At 67.7% G+C, this 21878-nt stretch carries 22 protein-coding genes and 1 tRNA gene; 10 read left to right on the top strand and 13 right to left on the bottom strand.

What is annotated here, in order from left to right; translation table 11 throughout:
• From KX816_02050 to KX816_02035, 4 genes are all read left to right on the top strand, one after another.
• The gene (locus KX816_02050) at positions 1 to 1152 is read left to right on the top strand and encodes a glycosyltransferase (protein QXQ06871.1); all 1152 of its coding nucleotides are present in this window, start codon (positions 1 to 3) and stop codon (positions 1150 to 1152) included.
• Complete coding sequence (locus KX816_02045) at positions 1152 to 2285, top strand: glycosyltransferase (GenBank protein ID QXQ06870.1); 1134 nt, start codon at positions 1152 to 1154, stop codon at positions 2283 to 2285. The genes KX816_02050 and KX816_02045 overlap by 1 nt, the downstream gene beginning before the upstream one ends.
• Before the next feature lie 11 nt (positions 2286 to 2296).
• Positions 2297 to 3667, top strand: coding sequence for a lipopolysaccharide biosynthesis protein (locus tag KX816_02040; protein QXQ06869.1), 1371 nt, complete (start codon positions 2297 to 2299; stop codon positions 3665 to 3667).
• Between the two features lie 71 nt (positions 3668 to 3738).
• Positions 3739 to 4524, top strand: a complete 786-nt coding sequence (locus KX816_02035; GenBank protein ID QXQ06868.1) for a hypothetical protein — start codon at positions 3739 to 3741, stop codon at positions 4522 to 4524.
• Here the strand turns inward: KX816_02035 and KX816_02030 are convergent.
• Both KX816_02030 and KX816_02025 read right to left on the bottom strand, forming a co-directional pair.
• Positions 4521 to 5564 (bottom strand): hypothetical protein, encoded by a 1044-nt coding sequence (locus tag KX816_02030; GenBank protein ID QXQ06867.1) that lies wholly within the window; start codon positions 5562 to 5564, stop codon positions 4521 to 4523. The two genes, KX816_02035 and KX816_02030, sit on opposite strands and share 4 nt — an antisense overlap.
• The gene (locus KX816_02025) at positions 5561 to 6601 is read right to left on the bottom strand and encodes a metallophosphoesterase (GenBank protein QXQ06866.1); all 1041 of its coding nucleotides are present in this window, start codon (positions 6599 to 6601) and stop codon (positions 5561 to 5563) included. Before KX816_02025 ends, KX816_02030 begins: the two co-directional genes overlap by 4 nt.
• Positions 6602 to 6666: 65 nt before the next feature.
• On the opposite strand from KX816_02025, the gene KX816_02020 reads away from it, so the two are divergent.
• The 4 genes from KX816_02020 to KX816_02005 all read left to right on the top strand — a co-directional run bounded on the left by KX816_02020 (position 6667) and on the right by KX816_02005 (position 11439).
• Complete coding sequence (locus KX816_02020; protein QXQ06865.1) at positions 6667 to 7392, top strand: hypothetical protein; 726 nt, start codon at positions 6667 to 6669, stop codon at positions 7390 to 7392.
• Positions 7393 to 7640: 248 nt separating this feature from the next.
• Positions 7641 to 8276, top strand: a complete 636-nt coding sequence (paoA, locus tag KX816_02015) for an aldehyde dehydrogenase iron-sulfur subunit (protein QXQ06864.1) — start codon at positions 7641 to 7643, stop codon at positions 8274 to 8276.
• Entirely contained in the window at positions 8273 to 9226 is a 954-nt protein-coding gene (locus tag KX816_02010; protein ID QXQ06863.1) for a xanthine dehydrogenase family protein subunit M, read from the top strand. The genes paoA and KX816_02010 overlap by 4 nt, the downstream gene beginning before the upstream one ends.
• Entirely contained in the window at positions 9223 to 11439 is a 2217-nt protein-coding gene (locus KX816_02005; protein ID QXQ06862.1) for a xanthine dehydrogenase family protein molybdopterin-binding subunit, read from the top strand. Before KX816_02010 ends, KX816_02005 begins: the two co-directional genes overlap by 4 nt.
• 20 nt (positions 11440 to 11459) lie before the next feature.
• On the opposite strand, the gene KX816_02000 is transcribed toward KX816_02005, so the two are convergent.
• From KX816_02000 to KX816_01975, 6 genes are all read right to left on the bottom strand, one after another.
• Positions 11460 to 11536, bottom strand: a tRNA-Arg gene (locus KX816_02000).
• A gap of 70 nt (positions 11537 to 11606) precedes the next feature.
• On the bottom strand, positions 11607 to 13121 hold the full coding sequence (locus KX816_01995) for a peptidase S10 (protein QXQ06861.1): 1515 nt from the start codon (positions 13119 to 13121) through the stop codon (positions 11607 to 11609).
• A 17-nt stretch (positions 13122 to 13138) separates the two neighbouring features.
• On the bottom strand, positions 13139 to 13558 hold the full coding sequence (locus KX816_01990; protein ID QXQ06860.1) for a DUF1178 family protein: 420 nt from the start codon (positions 13556 to 13558) through the stop codon (positions 13139 to 13141).
• Positions 13555 to 14382, bottom strand: a complete 828-nt coding sequence (locus KX816_01985) for a carbon-nitrogen hydrolase family protein (protein QXQ06859.1) — start codon at positions 14380 to 14382, stop codon at positions 13555 to 13557. Before KX816_01985 ends, KX816_01990 begins: the two co-directional genes overlap by 4 nt.
• The gene (grxC, locus tag KX816_01980) at positions 14379 to 14636 is read right to left on the bottom strand and encodes a glutaredoxin 3 (GenBank protein QXQ06858.1); all 258 of its coding nucleotides are present in this window, start codon (positions 14634 to 14636) and stop codon (positions 14379 to 14381) included. Before grxC ends, KX816_01985 begins: the two co-directional genes overlap by 4 nt.
• Positions 14637 to 14640: 4 nt before the next feature.
• Positions 14641 to 15402: a ComF family protein gene (locus tag KX816_01975; protein ID QXQ06857.1), complete on the bottom strand. Its 762-nt coding sequence runs from the start codon at positions 15400 to 15402 to the stop codon at positions 14641 to 14643.
• A 65-nt stretch (positions 15403 to 15467) separates the two neighbouring features.
• On the opposite strand from KX816_01975, the gene KX816_01970 reads away from it, so the two are divergent.
• Both KX816_01970 and KX816_01965 read left to right on the top strand, forming a co-directional pair.
• Positions 15468 to 16241 (top strand): slipin family protein, encoded by a 774-nt coding sequence (locus tag KX816_01970; protein QXQ06856.1) that lies wholly within the window; start codon positions 15468 to 15470, stop codon positions 16239 to 16241.
• A 41-nt stretch (positions 16242 to 16282) separates the two neighbouring features.
• Positions 16283 to 17110, top strand: coding sequence for a class I SAM-dependent methyltransferase (locus KX816_01965; GenBank protein ID QXQ06855.1), 828 nt, complete (start codon positions 16283 to 16285; stop codon positions 17108 to 17110).
• Here the strand turns inward: KX816_01965 and KX816_01960 are convergent.
• The 5 genes from KX816_01960 to metK form a co-directional block, all read right to left on the bottom strand.
• The gene (locus KX816_01960; protein ID QXQ06854.1) at positions 17102 to 17539 is read right to left on the bottom strand and encodes a (deoxy)nucleoside triphosphate pyrophosphohydrolase; all 438 of its coding nucleotides are present in this window, start codon (positions 17537 to 17539) and stop codon (positions 17102 to 17104) included. The genes KX816_01965 and KX816_01960 overlap by 9 nt on opposite strands.
• Positions 17536 to 18714 (bottom strand): hypothetical protein, encoded by a 1179-nt coding sequence (locus tag KX816_01955; GenBank protein QXQ06853.1) that lies wholly within the window; start codon positions 18712 to 18714, stop codon positions 17536 to 17538. Before KX816_01955 ends, KX816_01960 begins: the two co-directional genes overlap by 4 nt.
• 92 nt (positions 18715 to 18806) lie before the next feature.
• Positions 18807 to 19439 carry a Crp/Fnr family transcriptional regulator gene (locus tag KX816_01950; protein ID QXQ06852.1) on the bottom strand — a complete coding sequence of 211 codons (633 nt, stop codon included), beginning with the start codon at positions 19437 to 19439 and terminating at the stop codon, positions 18807 to 18809.
• A 399-nt stretch (positions 19440 to 19838) separates the two neighbouring features.
• The gene (trmB, locus tag KX816_01945) at positions 19839 to 20531 is read right to left on the bottom strand and encodes a tRNA (guanosine(46)-N7)-methyltransferase TrmB (protein ID QXQ06851.1); all 693 of its coding nucleotides are present in this window, start codon (positions 20529 to 20531) and stop codon (positions 19839 to 19841) included.
• Positions 20532 to 20584: 53 nt separating this feature from the next.
• Positions 20585 to 21814, bottom strand: a complete 1230-nt coding sequence (metK, locus tag KX816_01940; GenBank protein ID QXQ06850.1) for a methionine adenosyltransferase — start codon at positions 21812 to 21814, stop codon at positions 20585 to 20587.
• Positions 21815 to 21878: the final 64 nt, after the last annotated feature.

The following is a 21878-nucleotide window of genomic DNA, read 5'->3' as shown; positions in this document are numbered from 1 at the left end:
GTGGCCACGGCGTTCCGCCTCGACGCGCTCCCACACCCGCTCGCCGGCAAGAAGGTCAGCCTGATCCTGCACAAGTTCGACCGGGGCGGCAGCCCGCGCGTCGCGGCCTATCTGGCGCGCGGCTTCGCCGACCTGGGGATCGACGTCGAACTGGTCGTCTTCACAAGCCGCGGCGACGTCGAGGGGATCATCGTCAAGTTGATGGGGAGCGACATCACGGTACGCTATCTCGGCGACTGGAACGGTCCGCGCCCGCTGGACCTGCTCCGCGGACTACCCCGGCTGGTCCGCCACCTGCGGGAGCGGTCGCCCGACATCGTCATCGCTGCCGCCAACAACGTCGCGCTCGTCACGGCGGAGGCAAGGTCGCGCGCCGGGCTGGACGACAGCCGGATGTTCCTCAAGACCACCAACCCGGTCGCTTCTTCGCGCCACGGTGGGCTGATCAAGCGGATCCGCCGCTGGAGCTATCGTCGCGCTTTCCGCGCCGCCACGGCCGTGTGGACGTTGAGCAGCCCCGAGAGCGCCGAGATGCGCGCCGCCTTCCCGGAGTTCGCCGGCCTGTTCCACGACGTCGCCAACCCCTATGTCACGCCCTCGATGCTCGCAGTACCCAAAGCGGGACCGGACGCACCGCGATTCATTCTCGGCATCGGCCGCCTGACCGCGCAAAAACGTTTCGAGCGGCTGATCGAGGCGTTCGCGTTGGTCCGCGACAAGAACGTCCACCTCAAGATCCTCGGCGAGGGCAAGGATCGTGCCGCATTGACCGCGCTGGTCGAGCGCCTTGGGCTTGGCGACCGCGTCAGCCTGCCGGGCCATGTCACCGACGTCGCGGAGGCATTCCACGCGGCCGAGATGATGGTGCTGCCGTCCGACTACGAGGGGCTGCCTGCGGTCGTGCTCGAGGCGATGGCGGCGAACTGCCCGGTGGTGTGTACTGACTGTTTCCCGGCGGCCCGCGCGATCGTCGACGGCGCCCAGGGCTGCGCGATCATCGAGGCGACCGACCCTGCAACCATTGCGGGCATGATCGACGCCCGGCTCGGCGCGCGCCGCCCGACCGGGCTGCGGGCGGTAGCGGAGCGCTATTCGATTCCCAGCGGGGTCGCCAGCCACGTCGCCGCGATGGTCGCCGGAATGCCGGACTGATGGCCACCCGCCCGCTCGACGGCGGCATTCTGATGACCATGCACCGCTTTAGCCAGGGCGGCGCCGACCGGGTCGGGGTGTTGCTGGCGAACGGCTTCGCGCGTGCCGGCATCCCGACCGGCATGGCGGTGCTCCGCGACGGTGGCGAGGGCGAAGCCGCGATGCTCGACCTCCTCGACCCCAGCGTCACCCTCGTAAGCGCCGGGCCGCCGACCGGATCGCGGCATCTTGAACTGGTGCGCGGTCGAGCCTTCATCCGCCGCGAAACCGAGGCGTTGCGACCCGCCGTGGTGCTGGCAAGCAGCAACAACATGGGGCTGGTCACCGGCCTGTCGGCGCGGCGCGATCGTCGGGGCGGCCCGCGCTACGCGATGAAGGTGACCAACCCGGTCCTGCGCCCGCGCGACCGTGGCGCGGTCCTCAAGTCCTACCGGCGGCGCTTGTACAGCTTCGTGTTCGGCAATTACGACAGCGTCCTGACCCTGACCGATGCCGAGCGCGGCACCTTGTCGGGTCTCTATCCCCGGATCGCGAGCCGCTTCCGGACGACCCCCAACGCTTATATTTCCCCGGCCATGCTCGCGGACTACCAGCGCCCGTTCGATGGCCCGCCGATCATCCTGACACTGGCACGAATGATGCCGCAGAAGCGCCTCGACCGGCTGCTCGAGGTGTTCGCGCGGGTCACGTGCGCGGGTGCGCGTCTGGTCATCCTGGGAGATGGACCCGAGCGTCCCAAGCTCGAGGCGCTGGCCAGCGCGCTCGGCATCGCCGACCGTGTCGACATGCCGGGCTTCGTCGAGGACGTCCTGCCGTGGCTACAGCGCGCCGACCTGTTCGCGCTGTCCTCCGACTACGAGGGGCTGCCCGCCGCAGTCCTGGAAGCGCTCGCCTGCAACGTGCCGGTGGTGACGACCGACTGTTTCGACGGGGTCCATGCCCTGCTCGCCGGGGCGGAGCGCTGCGCCGTCGTGCCGCGCGGCGACATCAAGGCCTTCGCCCGGGCCGTCGATGCGAGCCTCAACGGAACCCACAAGCCCACCGTCCTGCGCGAGCTCGCGCGGGCCTATGGCATCGAAGCGTCGATCGAGGCGCACATCGCGGCCCTTCGTCCTCTGCTCGAAGCGCGCTAGTCGTGCTGTCCATGCCGATCGCCGATCGCCCGCCGGTGCGAACCGAAGACGCCAGCCTGTCTGACGGCGGGTTGGCTGACGGGATGGTGGGCCGCATCTACGGCAACCTCGGAAAATTGATGGGCGGCAAGGCGGTCGCCGGGTTGGTCAGCCTCGCCTACATGGTGATCGCGCTGCGAGCGCTCGGCGTGCGCGACTACGGTGTACTGATACTGGTCCACACCTACACGATCACCGTCGGTGGCATCATCGAGTTTCCGGGCTGGCACGCCGTCGTGCGCTACGGTGCGCAGGCTATCCGCGCCGACGATCCCGAGCGCCTTGTCCGCCTGCTGCGGCTGGCCAGCGTCGTCGAACTCGCGTGCGGTGCCGTCGCGGTCCTGGCGGCCGCGGTGATGGCACCGTTCTTCGGCCCTCGCCTCGGCTGGTCGCCGGAGGCGCTGGCGTTCGCAGTGCCGTACAGCTTTGCGGTGCTCGCGACGATCCGTTCGGCGCCGGCGGGTTACCTGCAGCTGATGGGGCGCTTCGACCTGCTCGGAATACACAATCTCGTGTCGCCGCTGATCCGCCTCGCCGGGGCGCTGATCGCGCTCGGCCTGGGCGCTGGGCTGCGCGGCTTCCTGATCGCGTGGCTGGTCGCGGCGCTGGCCGAGTGGGCGGCGATGTGGCTGCTCGGGTGGATGGTGGCGCGACGGCAACTGCGGGGCGTCGGGTTGATCGGGTCGGCGCGCGGCGCGATTGCCGAGAACCCCGGCATCCGCCGCTTCATGCTCGCCGCCAACGCCGACATCACTTTCGGCGAGCTGGCGCAGCGCATCGCGCCCTTGGCTGTGGGCTGGATCCTCGGGCCGGCGGCGGCGGGCGTCTATGCCGTCGCCCAGCGCGCCACCACGGTCATCGCGCAGCCCGCCGGAAACCTCGGGCAGGCCGCCTATGCCGAGCTGGCGCGGCTGGTCGCGGCAGGCGGCAGCGGCCGCGAAGTCCGGCATGTCGTCGTCCGCGCGGTGTTGATCGCGTTCGCGGTCGCGGTGCCGTTTGTCATCGTCGTCGCGATTTTCGGCCGTCCCCTGGCGATCCTCATCGGCGGCGAGCCGTTCGCGGCCGCCGGTGCATTGATGCTGTGGCTGGTGGCGACGCGCACGGTGCTGCTGGTTGCGCCGCCCGCCAGCGCAGCGCTCGTCGCGCTGGGGCGGCCCGGGTTGTCGGTGGCGGCGAACACAATCTGCGCGCTCGGGCTGCTGCCGCTGCTGCCGCTCCTGATGCTGCGGTTCGGGCTGGCCGGGGCCGGCTTCCACGCGCTGCTGACCGCGACCGCCGTTGCGCTGCTCCTCGGCAGCTTCGTCTGGCGCGCCAGCGGTGCGGGTAGCGCGGTACAGCGCTAACGCTTCATTTTGCGCTGGCCCGGCAAATGCCATAGCCTGATCCGGGCACCGCGCCCGGGGGGACGAACCAGATGCCGGCGATCAGACTGCTTGTCAGGCTCGTCCTCTATTACGCGGCGCTTGCGGCGATCGTCGGGGCTGCGCTGTGGCTCAATCCGGAGCTCGAAAGCTACCTGCCGATCGGCCGGGTCCAGGCTCTGATCGCACAGGCCGACGGTGCGCAGCCCCTGGCATCGCTTACCGATACCTCGCACGTCGCCGCGACACAGGCCTATGCCGGTGCCAGGCTGAACCACATGGCATCGTTCGGGGGCAGCCTGATCTGGCTGGTCGCGGCGGTTGCCGGGTCGCTGATCGCCTCGCTGCCGGTCAGCTGGGTCTATATGAAGATCCGTAACCCGGGCGACTACGACCAATCGCTGATCGATACCATTGTGGTGCTGCCACTGGTCGTCACCAGCATCGTCGTCGTTGTTCAGAACTCGCTGGCGCTGTCGTTCTCGCTGGCGGGGATCGCGGGCGCGGCGCGCTACCGCAACACGCTGAAAAGCTCCGGCGACCTGCTGTTCATCCTGCTCGCCATCGGCATTGGACTGTCGGCGGGGATTGGCGCAGTCGAGCTTGCAATCGTCAGCTCGGCGGCATTCAATTTCTGCTTCGTGGCCTTGTGGTTCACCAACTACGGCGAGCGCGCCGACATGAAGCGCTTCCTCGGCGAGTTCGAGCACCCCGGCCATGGGCACCACGTCGAACCGGGCAGCACCGTGACGACAACGACCGCGATGGTCGCCGAGGTTATCGAGACGGTCGAGACTCGCCCCGCCGCCCCGGTAATTCCTGATCTGCCGTCCCGCTAGACGCAGGTCTTGAACAACTTCGAATTGATGTCGGCGTCGCTGCCGACCTGGTCGAAGAAGCTGCCGAGATAGCCCATCGCCTTGCGCCGTGTCTTGTCCTCGAGCTGGGGAATGCCGTCGAGCACCGCGAGCAGCGCCGACCGCTTCGCCACCAGCTCCGCGATGACGGCACGCGCCTCGTCGTTGTGGCGGCAGAAGCCCCGGTAGCGTCGCGTGCGGACACTCGGGAGCGGGATCTCGTTCGGCGAGACCGCGTAAGGCGTGTCGACCAGCCCGGCAAAATCGAAGTCGTAGGGCACAGGCACGAAGCCGGCCGTTGCGCCCTCGGGCGCGATCAGCCGCGAGTTGTGGCAGCAGTCGGTGCCGGCCGGGCCGGCCGTCATCGCCCAGTCGAGGTTGCCGATCATGTATTCGAACACTGCGAAGCGCGCCGCCTCGCGTGGGGGCAGCGTGGCAACCGGAATTCGCGCCTTGGTCTTGTATTCCCGCAGGTCGTTGCGCTTCGCCATATCATCGGCGTCCTCGATGAAAAAGCCGAGGCGCGTCGTGATCGGACGGCCGCCAGCGTCGACATAGTCGATCGTTGCAAGCCGCGCTGCGAAGCTCTGCGGGGTCAGCGTGTTGTACAGCCGGTAGGCGGCGTACTCGAGCAGGACATACTGCTGGAAGCCGGGCGCGGCGCGGCAATGCGTGACCAGCTTGAGCTTCTTCTGGCCTTTGAACAGCGAGCCTAGGCCGGGCTTCTGCGGGAACTCGACCCGGATCGGCGGAAACTGGCAGACATCGTGGGCGCGGCGGGTGATGCCCCGCGCCGACAGGTTCACGGGCAGCGTCTCGGGAGCCGGACCGCCGACGCTCAGCGTGCCGTCGATGACCCGCTTCGCGTCCGCAGGTCCGGCCAGCATCCCGACCGGCGCCATGAGCGTTAGGTGGAGCATCTCACTGCTCGCGAAGAGCGGCTTGGGCGGGGCCGCCACGGCGCTCGCCGTTCCGGTAATCGCCAAGACCGCCAGCGCCCAACGCCATGCCTGTCGCATCATCTTGCCCCCGTTTTCAGCGGCGCCGATCGTTCCACGGCGTGCGGAACGAGGTTGCCGTCGACGATCTCCAGATAGCTCGGCGTGCCACGATAGACCGCCGAGATGCCGGTATCGATCCGCACCAGACGCCCGCCGTAGAGCACCGCGATGCCCGACAAGATCGGCGTGTGGGCGATAACGATGCGCTTCGCCCCGAAGCCCCGGAGCACCAGATCGAGCTCCTGCTCGATGGTCAGGGCTGGCGTGGTGCCGGGCGGTGCCGCTGCCGGCTCCCCGGCCTCGAGCTTGTCGCCCGCCGATGCGACGAGGCCCCTATACCAGAGCGGCCCGACCTGGTCGTTGATGATCGATTCCGGCGCCATGTCGCGAGCCTTCAGCGCGACCGCGACGCGACGGTTGATCTCGGCAATCGGTATGGCGGCGTAGGCAGCACTCAGTCCGCCGTGGACGAACAATGTGCCGTCGATAAACGCGACCGCCGGGTTGGCGGCGACCCAGCGCCCGATCTTGCCGTCGGGATGCCATGCCGCCTGATGCTCGAGCATCCCCGGCGGGGTCGCTGCCAGCCATGCCTGCTTGACAGCATCGCTGGTCATGGCCGGGTCACGCCGGTGGTAGTCGGCGTCGATTGCCGCCCGGTTGGCCTCGAAGACACGTTGGCGCAGCGCCTCCGAGTTACTATCGACGAACGCTGCGTATTCGCTCGACGAAACGTAGCGGAGGTCGTCGGTCATGTTCATCGCTTCGTGATTGCCGACCAGCGCGATGACCTTGCCGCCGGCGTGCGCAGCTTCACCCTGGAGCCGCATCAGGTCGGCGATGATCTTGAGCGAGTCCGGGCCGCGGTCGGGGACGTCTCCGGCCTGGACCAGCACCGTCTGGCCGCCGCTCCATTTGCCTGCGCCGTCGACCAGCCCGGCGGCGTGCGCGATGTCGCGCCAGGCACTGAAGTCGCCGTGAAGATCGCCGACCGCAACGATGCGGTGGACCGGGGTGGCGGTATGCGCTGCAGCTGCCGGTAACGCGGCAAGTGCCATCAGCAGTATCCCCAGATGCGTCCTCAGTCGGCCGAACATGACGCGCCCCCGGTCAAGCCCGAGCGATGGGACACGCCGCCCGGTTCGATGTCAACGTGCGAGCCGGGGCACAAGCCAGTGGCACCGGCTGGAAAGATGCGCCATCAGTGGCAGATAGAACGCACGCGACGACATTGGAGCACGATTTCATCGCCATGCCAAAGATCATGATTATCCGCCACGCCGAGAAGCCTGGCGACGGTAGCCCCCACCGCGGCGTCACGTTCGACGGGGTCCACGACAAGCATGAACTGACCGTCCGCGGCTGGCAGCGGGCCGGGGCGCTGGTCCGCTTTTTCGTACCCTTTGGTGATCGTCCGCCCGCCGAGCCAATCGCCACGCCACGCTCGATCTTTGCCTCGGCCGTGACCGAGTTCAGCCCGAGCATGCGCGCGCAGCGCACGGTCGAACCATTAGCCGCAGCGCTCGGTATTCCGGTCAACGCGGATCACGCCAACGGCGAGGAACGCTACCTGGCCACAGCCGCGCTCGCCGCGCCGAGCCCGGTGCTGATCGCCTGGCACCACAATCACATCGCGACCCTTGCCCGGCAGATCGCCGGCGGCGAACTGCCCTGCCCCGGCCACTGGCCTGATGACCGCTTCGATGTCGTCTGGATCCTCGAGCGGCCCGATGAGGGTGGTCCGTGGAGCTTCAGCCAGGTACCGCAATGCGTCATCCACGACGACCCCGAGGACACGATCCAGCACCACTCCCACAAGACCGACAAGATGCGGGTGGAGTCAGACTGACCGCAGCGCGGCGACGTTCAGTATAAATCAGCGGCCGGCAACCAGCCGCTGATGCGGCGACGCAGCATAAAATGCCGCACCGCGACGTTTTCGATGGACCGCAACCGGTTGTCCGACCGTTGAGGTCGCATGAATTCTACACATTGCGGCGTACCGGTTCGAGCGAGTGGTCGCCCGTGCCGGAATAGTCATATCGGATTTTTGACGGGTTCGATCGGCTGGGCCGGCGAATCCAGGAGTGACGTAACATGCAGGGTATTGGCGATATCGAAGTTTCGCGCCGGGGCGTCATGGTCGCTGGTGTGACGTCGGCGGCGCTGGCAGCGGTGCCAGCAACCGGCGCACCGAGACCGCAGGGTGCTTCTGAGCAGTCATTGGTCAAGGTGGCGATCGAGATCAATGGCAAGCACCGCGAACTCGAGGTCGATACCCGCACGACGCTCCTCGATGCGCTGCGCGAGAATCTCCGGCTGACCGGCACGAAGAAAGGCTGCGACCACGGCCAGTGTGGCGCGTGTACGGTGATTGCCGGCGGGAAGCGGATCAACTCTTGCCTCAGTCTCGCAGTCATGCACGACGGCGACAAGATCACCACAATCGAGGGCCTGGGCACACCGGGAGACCTGCACCCGATGCAGGCGGCATTCATCACGCATGACGGCTACCAGTGCGGCTATTGCACGCCTGGGCAGATTTGCTCTGCAGTATCCGTACTCGCCGAGATTAGGGCCGGCATCCCGAGCCATGTCACCGCCGACCTGACCGCCGCGCCCGCGATCACGAACGACGAGATGCGCGAGCGCATGAGCGGCAATATCTGCCGCTGCGGAGCCTACTCCAATATCCTCGAAGCGATGACCGAAGTCGCTGGAGAGCGCGCATGAAGCCGTTCACCTATGAGCGCGCAGGCTCGCCCGCCGAGGCCGCAGCCGCGGTCGCGCGCCAGCCGAACGCCAAGTTTATCGCAGGCGGGACCAACCTACTCGACCTGATGAAGCTCGAGATCGAAGCGCCGCAGCACCTCGTCGACGTCAACCACCTCGGGCTCGACAAGATCGATGCGACCCCAGAGGGCGGAGTGCGCATCGGCGCGCTGGTCCGCAACACCGACCTTGCCAGCGACGAGCGCATTCGACGCGACTACGGCGTCCTGTCGCGCGCTATTGTCGCCGGGGCCTCGGGCCAGTTGCGCAACAAGGCGACGACTGCGGGCAATCTGCTACAGCGCACCCGCTGCCCGTATTTCTACGATACCAACCAGGCCTGCAACAAGCGCCGACCGGGCTCGGGTTGCGCGGCGATCGGTGGCTACAGCCGGCAGCTGGCGGTGATCGGGGTCAGCGACGCCTGCATCGCGACCTATCCCGGCGACATGGCGGTCGCGATGCGCGTGCTCGATGCCAGCGTTGAGATGATCAATGCTGCCGGCGCAGTGCGGACGATCCCGATCGCCGGCTTCCATCGCCTGCCCGGTACGACGCCCCACATCGAAAACGCGCTGGCTCCGGGTGAGATGATCACCGCGGTAACCCTGCCGAAGCCGGTCGGCGGCCAGCATTTCTACCACAAGGTCCGTGACCGCGCGTCGTACGCCTACGCCCTGGTGTCGGTTGCGGCGATCATCCAGCACGACGGCAGCGGGCACGTCGCGATCGGCGGCATCGCGCCCAGGCCGTGGCGGGTCGAGACGGCGGAGGCGTCGATGCTGCAAGGCTCGAAGGCGGTCGCAGCGCAACTGCTCGCTGGCGCCAAACCCACTCACGACAACGCATTCAAGGTCCCGCTGGTCGAGCGCACACTCGGAGCGGTGATGGCCGAAGCGAGGACAGCATGAAGTTCGACACGCCTGCGGGCCAGAACCCGATCGACCAGCTCAAGGTCGTCGGCAAGCCGCACGACCGCATCGACGGGCCATTCAAGACTACCGGCACCGCACCCTACGCCTATGAACGCCACGACGTCGTGCCGAACCAGGCCTATGGCTACATCGTTCCTTCGGCGATCGCGAAGGGCCACATCAATGCCATCGACCTCTCGGCAGCGAAAGTTGCTCCGGGCGTAATCACGGTCATCTCGACGCTCGACATGCCGAAGCTACCGCTCGGCAAAAACAATATTGCCCACCTGTTCGGCGGTGCTGACGTCGAGCATTATCATCAGGCCGTTGCGCTGGTCGTCGCTGAAACCTTCGAGCAGGCCCGTGCCGCCGCCAACCTTGTCCGCGTCGATTACACCCGCAGCAAGGGCCAGTTCGACCTAGCCGCGCTTGCGCCGTCCGCGCCGCTCGAGGCTGACGAGAATAACGAGGACAGTTCGTCGCCGATCGACCGCGTCGGTCACTTCGAGCCGGCGTTCCAGGCTGCGCAGGTCAAGCTCGACGCGACCTACACTACGCCGGGCCAGACCCACGCGATGATGGAGCCGCACGCCAGCATCGCGGCGTGGGACGGTGATAAGCTCACTGTCTGGACCTCGAACCAGATGATCGCCTGGTCGAAGGGCGATGTCGCCAAAGCCCTGAGCATTTCCCCGGGCAAACTACGCATCGACTCGCCTTATATCGGCGGCGGGTTCGGCGGGAAGCTGTTCGTCCGCGCTGACGCAGTCCTGGCGGCGCTCGGCGCCAAGGCGGCGAAGCGCCCGGTCAAGGTAACACTGCAGCGGCCGATGATCGCCAACAACACCACCCACCGGCCGGCGACAATCCAGCGCATCCGCATCGGTGCTGGCCACGACGGCACAATCACCGCGATCGCCCACGAAAGCACGTCCGGCAACCTGCCCGACGGCAAGCCCGAGACCGCGGTCTCGCAGACGAGGCTGCTGTACGCCGGCGCCAACCGCATGACCCTGATGCGGCTCGCGGTGATGGACCTGCCCGAGGGCAATGCTATGCGCGCGCCGGGCGAGGCACCGGGCCTGATGGCGCTCGAGATCGCCATGGACGAGATGGCCGAGAAGCTGAAGCTGGACCCGGTCGAGTTCCGGGTTATCAACGACACTCAGGAAGACCCGGAGAAGCCCGGTCGCAAGTTCTCGCAACGCCAACTGGTCCAGTGCCTCCAGGATGGTGCCGCTCGCTTTGGCTGGGACAAGCGCAGCGCCAAGCCTGGTCAGGTCCGCGACGGCCAGTGGCTGGTCGGCATGGGCGTCGCGTCGGCGTTCCGGAACAGCATGCTGATGAAGTCGGCGGCGCGCGTCCGGCTCGACCGCAAGGGTGTCGTCACGGTCGAGACTGACATGACAGACATCGGCACCGGCACCTACACGATCATCGCCCAGACCGCCGCCGAGATGATGGGGCTGCCGCTGGACAAGATCGTCGTCAAGCTTGGCGACTCCGACTTCCCTGCATCCGCCGGTTCGGGTGGCCAATGGGGTGCCAACAACTCGACCTCGGGTGTCTATGCGGCGTGCGTCAAGCTGCGCGAGGCCGTAGCGCAAAAGCTCGGGTTCAACGTGACCGACGTCGAGTTCGTCGACGGTCACGTGCGCTCGGGCAATCGCAGTCGGCCGCTCGGCGAGGCGGCCCACGACGGCGTGCTCACCGCCGAGGATCACATTGAGTACGGCGACCTCGACAAGCACTACCAGCAGTCGACCTTTGGCGCACATTTTGTCGAGGTTGGGGTCAATGCCTACACCGGCGAGACCCGCATTCGCCGCATGCTCGCAGTGTGCGCGGCGGGCCGCATCCTGAACCCCAAGTCAGCGCGCAGCCAGGTCATCGGCGCAATGACGATGGGCACCGGCGCGGCGCTGATGGAGGAGCTCGCGGTCGACACGCGCTTGGGGTTCTTCGTCAACCACGACCTCGCGACCTACGAGGTGCCGGTTCACGCCGACATCCCGCACCAGGATGTCGTGTTCCTCGACGAGGTGGACCCGATCTCGTCGCCGATGAAGGCCAAGGGTGTCGGCGAACTCGGCATCTGCGGCGTCGGCGCGGCGATCGCCAATGCGATCTACAACGCGACCGGCGTCCGCGTGCGCGACTATCCGATCACCCTCGACAAGTTCATGGACCGGTTGCCACTGGTGGCGTGAGTTCGGCTCGGACGACTATGTGGTGCACCCGGAGGGAATCGAACCCACGACCTGCGGTTTAGGAAACCGTCGCTCTATCCGGCTGAGCTACGGGTGCATCGGCGGTTGGGTAGCCGCGCTGCGCGGGGCGCGTCAACGGCCCGTTGCGGCTGTCGCCTGCTTCGGCGCTAGCGCTGGCGGGCAATGAAGTCGCGGATGTCGGCGCTGAGCTTGGTTAGGTCGGCGTCGTGGACGTACATCATGTGCCCGGCCTGATAGTAATGGAACTCGACCCGGCCGGCTGGGAAGCCAGTGCGGTTGAGCGAGTACTCGGCCCCATAGAACGGTGTCGCAAAGTCGAAATAGCCCTGTCCGACGAAGACCTTCAGACGGCTGTTCTCGCGCAGAGCCCGGCTCAGGTACGGCGCGACGTTAAGGTAGGCAGCACGGTCGCCACGCCCGTCGCCGAGCTTCCAGTCCCAGTCGCCGACCTCGCCGATGGTGACGTACTGGCGCTCGGGTTTGAAACCGAGGTCGCCGCGCGCGTAGCTGTTGATCGCCGCGGTGTAGGCCCCGTCGATGCCGTAGAAACTCGGGTCGTTGTCGGGGCTCTCGCCGGCCTTGTCATAGTCGACGCCCGTGTAGCGGGTGTCGAGCCGCCCAATGGTCAGGCCGCGGTCGCGGAGCAGTTCCTTGTAGAACCGGTCGGGCGTGATGCGCAGGTTGGCGTTCTCGATGTAGGTTTCGCTCAACCCGATGAAGCCTGCCAGCTGGCGGCGGATCTGGTCGTGCTCGGCCGGGCTCAGTGAATTACCCTTGGCGAGCGCGGTCAGGTACGGGCCGCTCGCGAAGTCCCGCGCCGATTGAACGAACGCCTCGAGGTTGGCGGGCTGCTCGGGCAGGTGCTTGTGGTACCAGGCGGTCGCGGCCATCGACGGTAGCGTCACGACGTACTGCATCTCGTTACCTTCGGTCTCGGACTCGGCCCCGAAATCAAGGATCGTCGAGATCAGGATGACGCCGTTCAGCGCAACGTCGTTGTAGCCGCCCTCAAGTTCGTGGGTCACGGCAGCCGAGCGCGTCGTGCCGTAGCTTTCACCGCCGAGGAACTTGGGCGCGTTCCAGCGACCATGCTCGTCGAGCCAGATCCTGATGAACGCGGCGACCGACTTGGCATCCGAGGTGACGCCCCAATAGGTCTTGGGATCGGTGCTGCCGAGCGCGCGCGAGAAGCCGGTGCCGACGGGATCGATGAACACCAGGTCGGTGGCATCGAGCAGCGAATTCGGGTTGTCGACAATCGGGTAGGGTGCCGCGCCGTCGTCCTTGGCGTCGGGGATACGCACCCGCTTCGGACCGAACGCGCCCATGTGGAGCCACACCGAGCCTGAGCCCGGACCGCCGTTAAACAGGAAGGTCACCGGCCGTCGCGGGTCGACGGGCCCGTCCTTGATGTAGGTGGTCGAGAAGATCGCGGCGGCGGGCTTGTCGTTCTTGTCCTTGAGGTAGGTCTCGCTGGCGGTCGCGGTGTAGGTGACCGCGACGCCGCCGAAGACGCCTTTGCGATGGGTCACGGAGACCATCGGCGGCGGGATCGCGCCATCGGATTTGGTGCTGGCGTCGGGTGTCGTGGGCCTGGCGTCCTGGGCATAGAGCGGCGTCAGCGCAACGAGGCCGAGGAGCAGTGCGGCGAGCTTTTTCATGCAGGTTCCCCGGTCGCTCAAGCGTCGGCCTTGGCGCGGATCGGCAGCGGCACCTGGCCAACCTGGATGCCATCCGCGACGAGGCCGGCGACCTCGGCCCTGGTCGCCTCGCCGTATATGCCGCGCTTGACCGCTTCACCGGCGTCGATGGCGCGGGCCTCATTGGCGAAGTTGCCGCCGACATAGTCGCACTTGGACAAAACCTCGGCCTGGACGCGGGCGAGGGCGGCGAGGCCCTGCTTGACCTCGGCCGGCGATGCGGCGCGGTTCGACTTCGACGGCACGGCGGGTGCCATCGCTGCCTTGCCGATGTCGCCGTCGCCGCAGATCGGGCAGGCGACGAGACCACGCGCGGACTGGCTGTCGTAGTCGGCGGTCGACCCGAACCATGCCTCGAAGACGTGGGCCTCGCCGCAGCGCAGGTCGAAGACGATCATGCCGGCAACCTGAAGTCGCGAGCATTGGCGAGCGCCGGTATGCGGCCTCGCGCCGAGGCCACCGCCTTGAGATCGAGGTCGACGACCGCAGCGCCCGCGCCCTCGCCCATGTCGAGCAGGACTTCGCCCCACGGGTCGACGACGAGCGAGTGGCCATAGGTCGAGCGGCCGTCGGCATGGAGGCCAGACTGCGCCGCAGCGACGACGAAGCAGCCGGTCTCGATGGCGCGGGCGCGGAGCAGGATGTGCCAATGCGCCACTCCGGTCGGAACGGTGAATGCGGCGGGAATGCTAAGGATGGCGGCGTCCGCACCCGCCAACGCCCGGTACAGCGCCGGGAAACGCACGTCGTAGCAGACGCTCAGCCCGAGCTTGCCCCACGGGGTCGACGCCACCGCCGCCTGCCCGCCGGGCGCGTAGCCCGACGATTCGCGGTAGCGCTCGCCGCCGGCCAGGTCGACGTCGAATAAGTGGATCTTGTCGTAGCGCGCTACGACCTCGCCGCAGTCGTCGACCAGCAGCGAGCGGTTGACCGGCAGAGCGGCCCCGGCTTCGGGCAGCAGCGCCAGCGAGCCGAGTTCGACCCAGACCTTGTGCTCCCGCGCCGCCGCGCGGACCGCCGCCAGCACCGGGTCGTCGGCCTCGGTGGTCAGGGACAGCGCCAGCCGCTTGCGGTCGCGGTCGAGGACGCCGCTCATCTCGGGGGTGAAGACCAGTTGCGCACCCTGCCCCGCCAAGCCGGTGATCGCCGCGACCAGATCCCGCGCGTTCTCGCTCGCGTCGATCCCGGTCGTGGTCTGCAAAATCCCGATGCGAAGGGTCACGCGGTGAGCAGCGCGTCCAGCCGGCCGTCGCGGTCGGCCGCTGCGAGGTCGTCGCTGCCGCCGACATGGACGCCGCCGATAAAAATCTGTGGCACCGTCGTGCGGCCGTTCGAGCGCTCCAGCATCTCGGCGCGCTTGGGGCCGCCCATGCTGATATCGTACTCCTCGAACGACAGGCCGCGCTTCTTCAGCAGCGCCGTCGCCCGGCAGCAGTACGGGCAAAAGAACTTGGTATAGACCTCGACCCGCGGCATCGCTTCAACTCCTGCTGGGACCGTCGCGCACAACCCGGGCCCAGGTCAAGACGTCGACCGAAGCGGCACCGGCGCGAAGCAGCACCCGGGCGCACGCCTCAACGGTTGCGCCTGTCGTAAATACGTCATCGACCAGAACGATCCTTCGCCCTCGCACTTGCTCGCGACGGGCGACCCGGAACGCGCCCTGGACGTTGCGTGCCCGCGCTTGGCGGCCGAGGCCCCGGCTGAGCAACGTCGACTTTACCCGGACGAGCGCGTCGACCGCGAGCGGTGTCTGCGTGCGCTTGCCGACCGCCCGCGCCAGGAGTGCCGCCTGGTTGAAACCCCGGGACCACAGCCGCGAGCGGTGCAGCGGCACCGGCACCAGCAGAGCCTCGGCCCCGAGCACATTCGCCCCGACGCGGGCCAGCTGCGGTGCCATCACGCGCGCCAGATGCTGGCGGTCACCGTGCTTGAAGCCGAGCAGCACGGTCCGCGCCGCGCCCTCGTAGGCCAGCGCCGCCCGCGCCGTCCGGTAGCGCGGTCGCTTGAGCAAGCAGGCCCCGCACTGCGCGCCGTCGCCCCGGTCATGGTCGAACGGGTCGCCGCACACCGCGCACCACGGCGCGGTCAGGAAGCGCAATTGCCCCCAGCACGGCGCGCAAAACCGCCCGTCGTCGGCAACGATTTCCCGGCACGCCGGGCAGCGCGGCGGCAGCACGAGGTCGAGAAGCGTGGTGCCGGCAGCGGCGAGCCAGCGCGTCGGGAGGGTGAGCGCGGTCATCGGGGCGCAGTCTATGAGGCCAGGCGGCGAAGGGCTACAAGCGCCGCATTGCCGGGGAGCATTCGATGGGTTTCGCGATCATTCCGCTGATCTTGCTGTTCGTGCTGCTGGTACTCGGGTCGCAGACCTTCGGGATCAATCAGGAGTACCAGCGCGCGGTACTGTTCCGGCTGGGGCGGCTGGGGACCACCAAGGGCCCGGGCTGGTACTGGCTGATCCCGCTGATCGACCGGGTCCAGAAGGTCGACATCCGGATCATCACCGTCCAGCTCGACACGCAGGAGACGATCACGCGGGACGGCGTCGCGGTGCGGGTCAACGCCGTGCTGTGGTACCGTGCCGCCAATCCGGCGATGGTGGTGACCGCGGTCGAGAACTGGCAGGCGGCAGTGATCCAGGGGGCGGAGACGGGCCTACGCGATGCGATCGGGCAGAGCGACCTCGACAACCTGCTGAAGGACCGCCTCGGCATCAACAAGCGGCTGCTCGAACTGCTGGCGGTGACGACGGCGAAGTGGGGCGTCGACGTCGATGCGGTTGAGGTCAAGGACATCGACATCCCCGAGCAGATGCAGCGCGCCATCGCCCGCGAGGCGGAGGCGATCCGCGAGAAGCGGGCACGGATCATCAAGGCAGAAGGCGAGAACGAGGCCTCGGCCAAGCTCGCCGAGGCGGCCGCGACGATCGCAGCGTCGCCCGGCGCGCTCGAGCTGCGTCGCCTGCAGACGCTAACCGAGATCGGGGTCGAGCATAATTCGACGATCATCGCGATGCTGCCAGTCGAGTTGCTCCACGCGGCGCGCAAGATCGCCGGGATGCCGCCTGCGACCGACGAGTAGCGCGGCTTTCACCGCAGCTCGGCCTCGGGCATAGGCGGCACATGTCGGCCAGCATCTTCGACCGTCGGGCCCGCCGGGCACAGGCGCTGCGGGTCAGCGCGACGCGGGCGAAGCACGACTTTCTGCACCGCGCGCTGGCCGAGAACGTCGCCGAACGGCTGACCGCGGTGCGGCGGGAATTTGCGCGCGTGCTCGATCTGGGAGGAAACGTCGCTGAGCTGCTGCCGTCCAGAGCGCAGACCGTCGGGCTCGGCCTCGGGATGGGCTTCGACGTCGTTGGCGACGAGGACCGTCTCCCTTTCGCCGATGCCAGCTTCGACCTCGTCGTCTCGGCAGGCACCCTTCAGAACGTCGGCGACCTGCCCGGCGCATTGCTCCTGGCGCGGCGGGTGCTGGTTCCCGACGGCTTGTTCGTGGCGAGCTTGTTCGGTGGCGCGACGCTGGGCGAATTGCGCGCCGACCTGCTGGCGGCCGAGAGCGCGCTGACCGGCCGGGCGGCGGCGCGGGTCGCGCCGATGGTCGACGCGCGCGAGGCGGGAGCACTGCTCAACCGCGCCGGGTTCGCGCTGCCGGTGGTCGATATCGATCGGCTGGCGGTGCGCTACGACAATCTGTTCGCGGCGTTGGGGGACCTCCACGGCAGCGGCGAGGGCAATATCCTGATGGGTCGCGTGCCGCTGCGCCGCGACGTGCTGGCGGACGCGGCGCGGCGGTTTTCTAAGCGCGCCGGGGCGGACGGGCGGATCGAGGTGGCGATCGATGTCATAACCCTGACTGGATGGGCACCGGCGTCGTCGCAGCCGAAGCCGCTGGCGCGCGGAAGTGGGCAGGTCAGTTTGGCGAGTGTGCTCCGCCGGCGCTCAGAGTAAGGCGTCGAGCAAGCCGACCAGCGGGCGATCGGCGGGCAGAAGGTCGAGGCCGAACAGCTCGGGCACCCGCATCCAGCGCAGTTCCTGACCCTCGAGCGGCACCGCCGTGCCCTTCCAGCGCCGGCAGACGAACAGCAACAGGATCAGGTGCTTGTCCCCGGTATCGTGGCTGGCGAAACCCGCCGGTGCGAGGCACGAAGCAGTGGTGTCGATGCCAAGTTCCTCGGCGAGTTCGCGGACCAGCGCTGCCTCTGGGGCTTCACCGGCCTCGATCTTGCCGCCTGGAAATTCCCAGCGCCCCGCCATCGACTTGCCAGGCGGGCGGGTGGCGACGAGGACCCGACCGTCAGCGTCGACGAGCGCTGCCGCGACGGCAAGGACAAGGCTAATGCCAGGGCGCACGGCGGGGCCGGGGCAATCTTCGATCATGCCAGACCGACGGCGGTGGCGATGTCGCGCGCGAGTTCGTCCTCGGCGGCAAACGGATCGTATTTCACATAGCGTGCCGACGCGGCGGTGACGGCGGCCGCAATACGGGTGTCGGCAGCCAATGCTTCCAGCGCGGCTTGCACGTTCGCTGCGGCTGGCCGCTCGCCGAGCAGCTTTGCCAGGTCCTGTCGTTCGAGCCGCCAGCCGAGAAGCGCCGTCTCCAGGGTGTCGGGGATGACGAGTTGCGGACATGCCTGTCGGATCGCCTCGCAGCCGGTGGCGTGGCCGCCTCGACCGGCGAAGAGTGCAGCCTCGCCAAGGATATGCGCCGTGTCGACCGGAGCTGCCGTATAGGCGATGTTGGAGGCCAAGTCCGGCGGTGGGGTCGGGCCGTGCCACAGGGTCGGCCAGCCCAGGGCCGCGAGCGCGGTGGCGAGGGGCACCGCTCCAGCATGGTCGCCCGGGATGTAGACGAAGGTCCGCGGCCCGCTCGCGTCGGGCCAGGCCGGACGTGCGGTCGCAGCCAGCCCGGTCATTGCGCCATAGTAAGTGGCACCCGATGCAGCGCCGTAGTGGTCCATCTCCGGCCAGGTTTCGAGGAACCGCGGCGACTTGGCGAGCAGCGCCGGCAGGCCGTCGAGCAGCGGCGCGCCGAAGCGCCGGCAGATCGTGCGGACGACGTCATCCGCGCCCGCACCCGCCGCGGTCCGCGCCGCAGGGTCGTCGGGCAACCACGGCATCAGGCTGGGCAAGGGCTCGCTTGCGGGCGGGCAGGCCCACGCGGTGCCGACGCGGACGGCAGGGAGACCCGCGACGTGCGCCGCGAGCAGCGAGGCGGGCGCGAACTCTGCCGACAACGCGTCCGGACGAACGCCGTCGATGAGCTGGAGCCACGCCGCAACCAATACGGTGGCAGTGTCGACGTCGGCCATGCCGCCGTCGGCGATGGCGCGCGCGTAAGTTAACGTCGGGGTGCGAGGCACGCTGCGCTGGTGGATCGGGGCCTGGAGGATACGTGCGAAGGGCCGATCACTAAGGCTCGACGCGGTAAGCAGGTCACGCGCCGCAAAGGCGGTGGCGATCCCGCGCCGCGCCAGGCCACGGGCAAGCGGCGCGACGTGCGCGACATGGCCGAAGGCTCGGCCGAGCTCCCAGGTCGCGAGGATGATCGTCACGCTGGCGACTGTCGGGGGTCGCCGGCCCGCACGCAAGCGCGGTGCACAACAAACCGCGCAGGCTAGTACGGGCCAATGTGTGGCAAGGCGTGTTATGCGATCGAGACGCCGATCAGCCGCTCGTATTCGCCTTCCGGGGTGCCGTAGCCGTCGCCGGCATGATGTTCGAGGCCGGCACGGTCGATGACGCTGACGACCCCGCGCCGGGCCGCGACCAGCCCGGCGCGCTCCAGCGTCTGGATGGCGACGGTGACGCCGGCGCGGCGCACCCCGAGCATCAGCGACAAGCGCTCGTGTGTCAGGTGGATATCGGGCTCGCCGAGGCGGTCCTGCGACATCAGCAGCCAGCGCGCGAGGCGCTGCCCGATCGTGTGCGAGGCATTGGCGAGCGCGGTGTGCGCAACCTGGATGAACACTGTTTGGGCGTAAGCGAGCAGCAATTTCTCCAGCGTCGGGCTGCTGTCGACGGCCTTGCGTAACGCGTCCGCCCGGATGCGCCAGCCATGGCCGGAAATCTGAACGAAGCACAGCAACGGCGTGCGGTCGGTGCCGTGGACGACGGCGGTATCGACCAGGCCGTCGCGACCGACCAGCGCCACCTCGACCTGCCGGCCGGTTGCCGTCGACGAGATCAGCGAGCAGATGCCGTGTTCGGGAAACCAGCTGTAGGTGATCGGCGCATCGGGCTCGATCAGCGTCTCGCCGATCGACAAATCGACCGCCATCAGGTTCGGACGTAGAAGCTCGTAATCCGCCGCTGAAAGCCGCGACAGGAGTATGTTTCTTAGCGATTCCTGGTCCGGTCCGGACATTCCCACCCCGTCATTCGGGGCGGGAGAAAAAACTCTCTCGGCCGCCAGTGCCCGGAAATCAGACTGGCGATTTTTGCCCTCTAGCATGAGCATGTCTGGAACCGAAGCGGAACGTTGTCGGTACGCTTACGGACCTGTTTCAATATTTCCGTCATACGAGTGGTAAATAAGCACCCACGAATTCCTGTTCAGTTCTATATCGTACAAAACTGCTCACCGCATTTACTGGAATTATTGCGGGGTGCCAGGGGAGCTTATTTGCCGCACTCTGCGCATCGATAAAATCGTAACAGCGCCGAACGGACTCTATACTCAAGCGCGCTGGTAACGAAGATACCAGACCTCATGCTCAAGACGGCGTGCCTTGGCTTCGTAGCGCGTTGCGGGCCAATCGTCCGGGCGCAGCTGCCAATCAGCCGGCCCAGCCGCGACCCACTTGAAATCGCCCCGAACCGCCATCTGCATCAAGGTCCAGCGCAAATAAATCGGATGATCCGTGCTGATCCGCAGTTCGCCGCCCGGGCGGATGCGGTCGGCGAGCAGGTCGAGCGGACCCGGATTGACGAAACGACGCCGGGCATGGCGCAGCTTGGGCCACGGATCGGGGTGGAGCAGGAAGGCGCGCGACAGGCTGGCGGGGGCGATCCGGTCGAGAACGTCGAGCGCGTCGCCCATATAAAGCCGGACGTTCTCGAGTTCGCCGTCACGAATGTGGTTGAGCGCGCTGACGACGCCGTTGAGAAACGGCTCGCAGCCGATCACCCCGACGTCGGGGTTTGTCGCCGCCAACGCCGCGAGATGCTCGCCGCCGCCGAAGCCGATTTCGAGCCACAGGGGACGCCTCGCGCCGGCGGCATCCCCGAACAACGTCGTCGCATCGAGCGGACCGGTGGGCGGCACCACGACCTGCGGCAGCAGCGCCTCGACCAGCGCCGCCTGGCCGTGCCTGAGGGCATGGCCCTGACGGCGGCCATACAGCCGCCGGGTCGTGGTCGGGTCGGTCACATCGTGGTTGGTCGGGCCCGTGCCAGACCCGCCGTCGCCTAGGCTATCGTCGCTCAGACCGCGGCCTTGAGCTTGTCGACGAGGTCGAGGCGCTCCCACGAGAAGCCGCCTTCGGTGTCGGGGGTGCGGCCGAAGTGGCCGTAGGCGGCGCTGCGCTCGTAAATCGGCTTGTTGAGGCCGAGGTGCTCGCGGATGCCGCGCGGGGTCAGCTTGACGAGCTGCGGCAGGGCCGCCTCGATTGCCGCCTCGGGGACAGTGCCGGTGCCGTGGGTGTCGACGTACAGCGACAGGGGCTCGGCAATACCGATGGCATAGCTGAGCTGGATGGTGACGCGGCGCGCGAGGCCGGCGGCGACGATGTTCTTCGCCATGTAGCGCGTGATGTAGGCGGCCGAGCGGTCGACCTTGGTCGGGTCCTTGCCGCTGAATGCGCCACCGCCGTGCGGCGAGGCGCCGCCGTAGGTGTCGACGATGATCTTGCGCCCGGTCAGCCCGCAGTCGCCGTCGGGGCCGCCGATCTCGAAGCGCCCGGTCGGATTGACGTAGATCACCGTCTCGTCGGTGACGAAGCCCTTGGGCAGCACATCGTTCAGTACGCCGACGACGTAGTCGCGGAGTTCCTTGTACTTGGCGGGGTTACCCTTGCCGTCATGGTCGTAATAGTCGGCGGCGTGCTGGGTCGAGACGACGAGGGCGGTGGCGCGGACCGGCACCTCGTTTTCGTACATCAGCGTGACCTGGCTCTTCGCGTCGGGCTCGAGGAACGGTGCTGCGCCCGAATGACGGTCGGCGGCGAGCCGCTCGAGGATGCGGTGCGAGTAGTGCAGCGTCGCCGGCATGTAGTCGGGCGTTTCGTCGGTCGCGTAACCGAACATGATGCCCTGGTCACCGGCGCCCTCGTCCTTGTTGCCGGACGCGTCGACGCCCTGGGCGATCTCCGCCGACTGGGCGTGCAGGTTGTTCTCGAACTCGGCGGTCTCCCAGTGGAAGCCCTCCTGCTCATAGCCGATGCGCTTGACCGTGGCGCGCGCCACCGCCTCGATGCGCTTCTTGCCGTCTTCGGTCAGCACGCCGTGCTCGTCGATCAGGGTGCGGTCAGATGAGCGGACTTCACCCGAGACGATGATCTTCTGGGTGGTGACCATGGTTTCGCAGGCGACGCGGGCCTGAGCATCGCCGGCGAGGAACAGGTCAACGACGGCGTCAGAAATCTGGTCGGCAACCTTGTCGGGATGCCCCTCGGAAACCGACTCGCTGGTGAAGAGGAAGCTGCTGCGCGCCATCTGGAGCTCCGGAGGTAGGACTGGTGAACGAAGGCGCGTCTAGGCCAAACGGCGCGGCCCCCGC

The sequence above is a fragment of the Sphingosinicellaceae bacterium genome (assembly GCA_019285715.1).
In the GTDB taxonomy this organism is placed as follows: Bacteria; Pseudomonadota; Alphaproteobacteria; order Sphingomonadales; family Sphingomonadaceae; genus Glacieibacterium.
The sequence above is the reverse complement of the archived record's forward strand: the minus strand, read 5'-3'. Positions and strand labels throughout refer to the sequence as shown.

Bases quoted from the DNA above. Each gene is read 5' to 3' on its own strand.
- KX816_02020 (QXQ06865.1), top strand. From the start codon at position 6,667: ATGGGACACGCCGCCCGGTTCGATGTCAACGTGCGAGCCGGGGCACAA.
- KX816_02010 (QXQ06863.1), top strand. From the start codon at position 8,273: ATGAAGCCGTTCACCTATGAGCGCGCAGGCTCGCCCGCCGAGGCCGCA.
- KX816_01995 (QXQ06861.1), bottom strand. From the start codon at position 13,121: ATGAAAAAGCTCGCCGCACTGCTCCTCGGCCTCGTTGCGCTGACGCCG.
- KX816_01975 (QXQ06857.1), bottom strand. From the start codon at position 15,402: ATGACCGCGCTCACCCTCCCGACGCGCTGGCTCGCCGCTGCCGGCACC.
- paoA (QXQ06864.1), top strand. From the start codon at position 7,641: ATGCAGGGTATTGGCGATATCGAAGTTTCGCGCCGGGGCGTCATGGTC.
- KX816_01970 (QXQ06856.1), top strand. From the start codon at position 15,468: ATGGGTTTCGCGATCATTCCGCTGATCTTGCTGTTCGTGCTGCTGGTA.
- KX816_02005 (QXQ06862.1), top strand. From the start codon at position 9,223: ATGAAGTTCGACACGCCTGCGGGCCAGAACCCGATCGACCAGCTCAAG.
- metK (QXQ06850.1), bottom strand. From the start codon at position 21,814: ATGGCGCGCAGCAGCTTCCTCTTCACCAGCGAGTCGGTTTCCGAGGGG.
- KX816_01950 (QXQ06852.1), bottom strand. From the start codon at position 19,439: ATGGCGGTCGATTTGTCGATCGGCGAGACGCTGATCGAGCCCGATGCG.
- KX816_02045 (QXQ06870.1), top strand. From the start codon at position 1,152: ATGGCCACCCGCCCGCTCGACGGCGGCATTCTGATGACCATGCACCGC.
- KX816_02040 (QXQ06869.1), top strand. From the start codon at position 2,297: ATGCCGATCGCCGATCGCCCGCCGGTGCGAACCGAAGACGCCAGCCTG.
- grxC (QXQ06858.1), bottom strand. From the start codon at position 14,636: ATGCCGCGGGTCGAGGTCTATACCAAGTTCTTTTGCCCGTACTGCTGC.
- KX816_01965 (QXQ06855.1), top strand. From the start codon at position 16,283: ATGTCGGCCAGCATCTTCGACCGTCGGGCCCGCCGGGCACAGGCGCTG.
- KX816_02035 (QXQ06868.1), top strand. From the start codon at position 3,739: ATGCCGGCGATCAGACTGCTTGTCAGGCTCGTCCTCTATTACGCGGCG.
- KX816_02025 (QXQ06866.1), bottom strand. From the start codon at position 6,601: ATGGCACTTGCCGCGTTACCGGCAGCTGCAGCGCATACCGCCACCCCG.
- KX816_01990 (QXQ06860.1), bottom strand. From the start codon at position 13,558: ATGATCGTCTTCGACCTGCGCTGCGGCGAGGCCCACGTCTTCGAGGCA.
- KX816_02030 (QXQ06867.1), bottom strand. From the start codon at position 5,564: ATGATGCGACAGGCATGGCGTTGGGCGCTGGCGGTCTTGGCGATTACC.
- KX816_01960 (QXQ06854.1), bottom strand. From the start codon at position 17,539: ATGATCGAAGATTGCCCCGGCCCCGCCGTGCGCCCTGGCATTAGCCTT.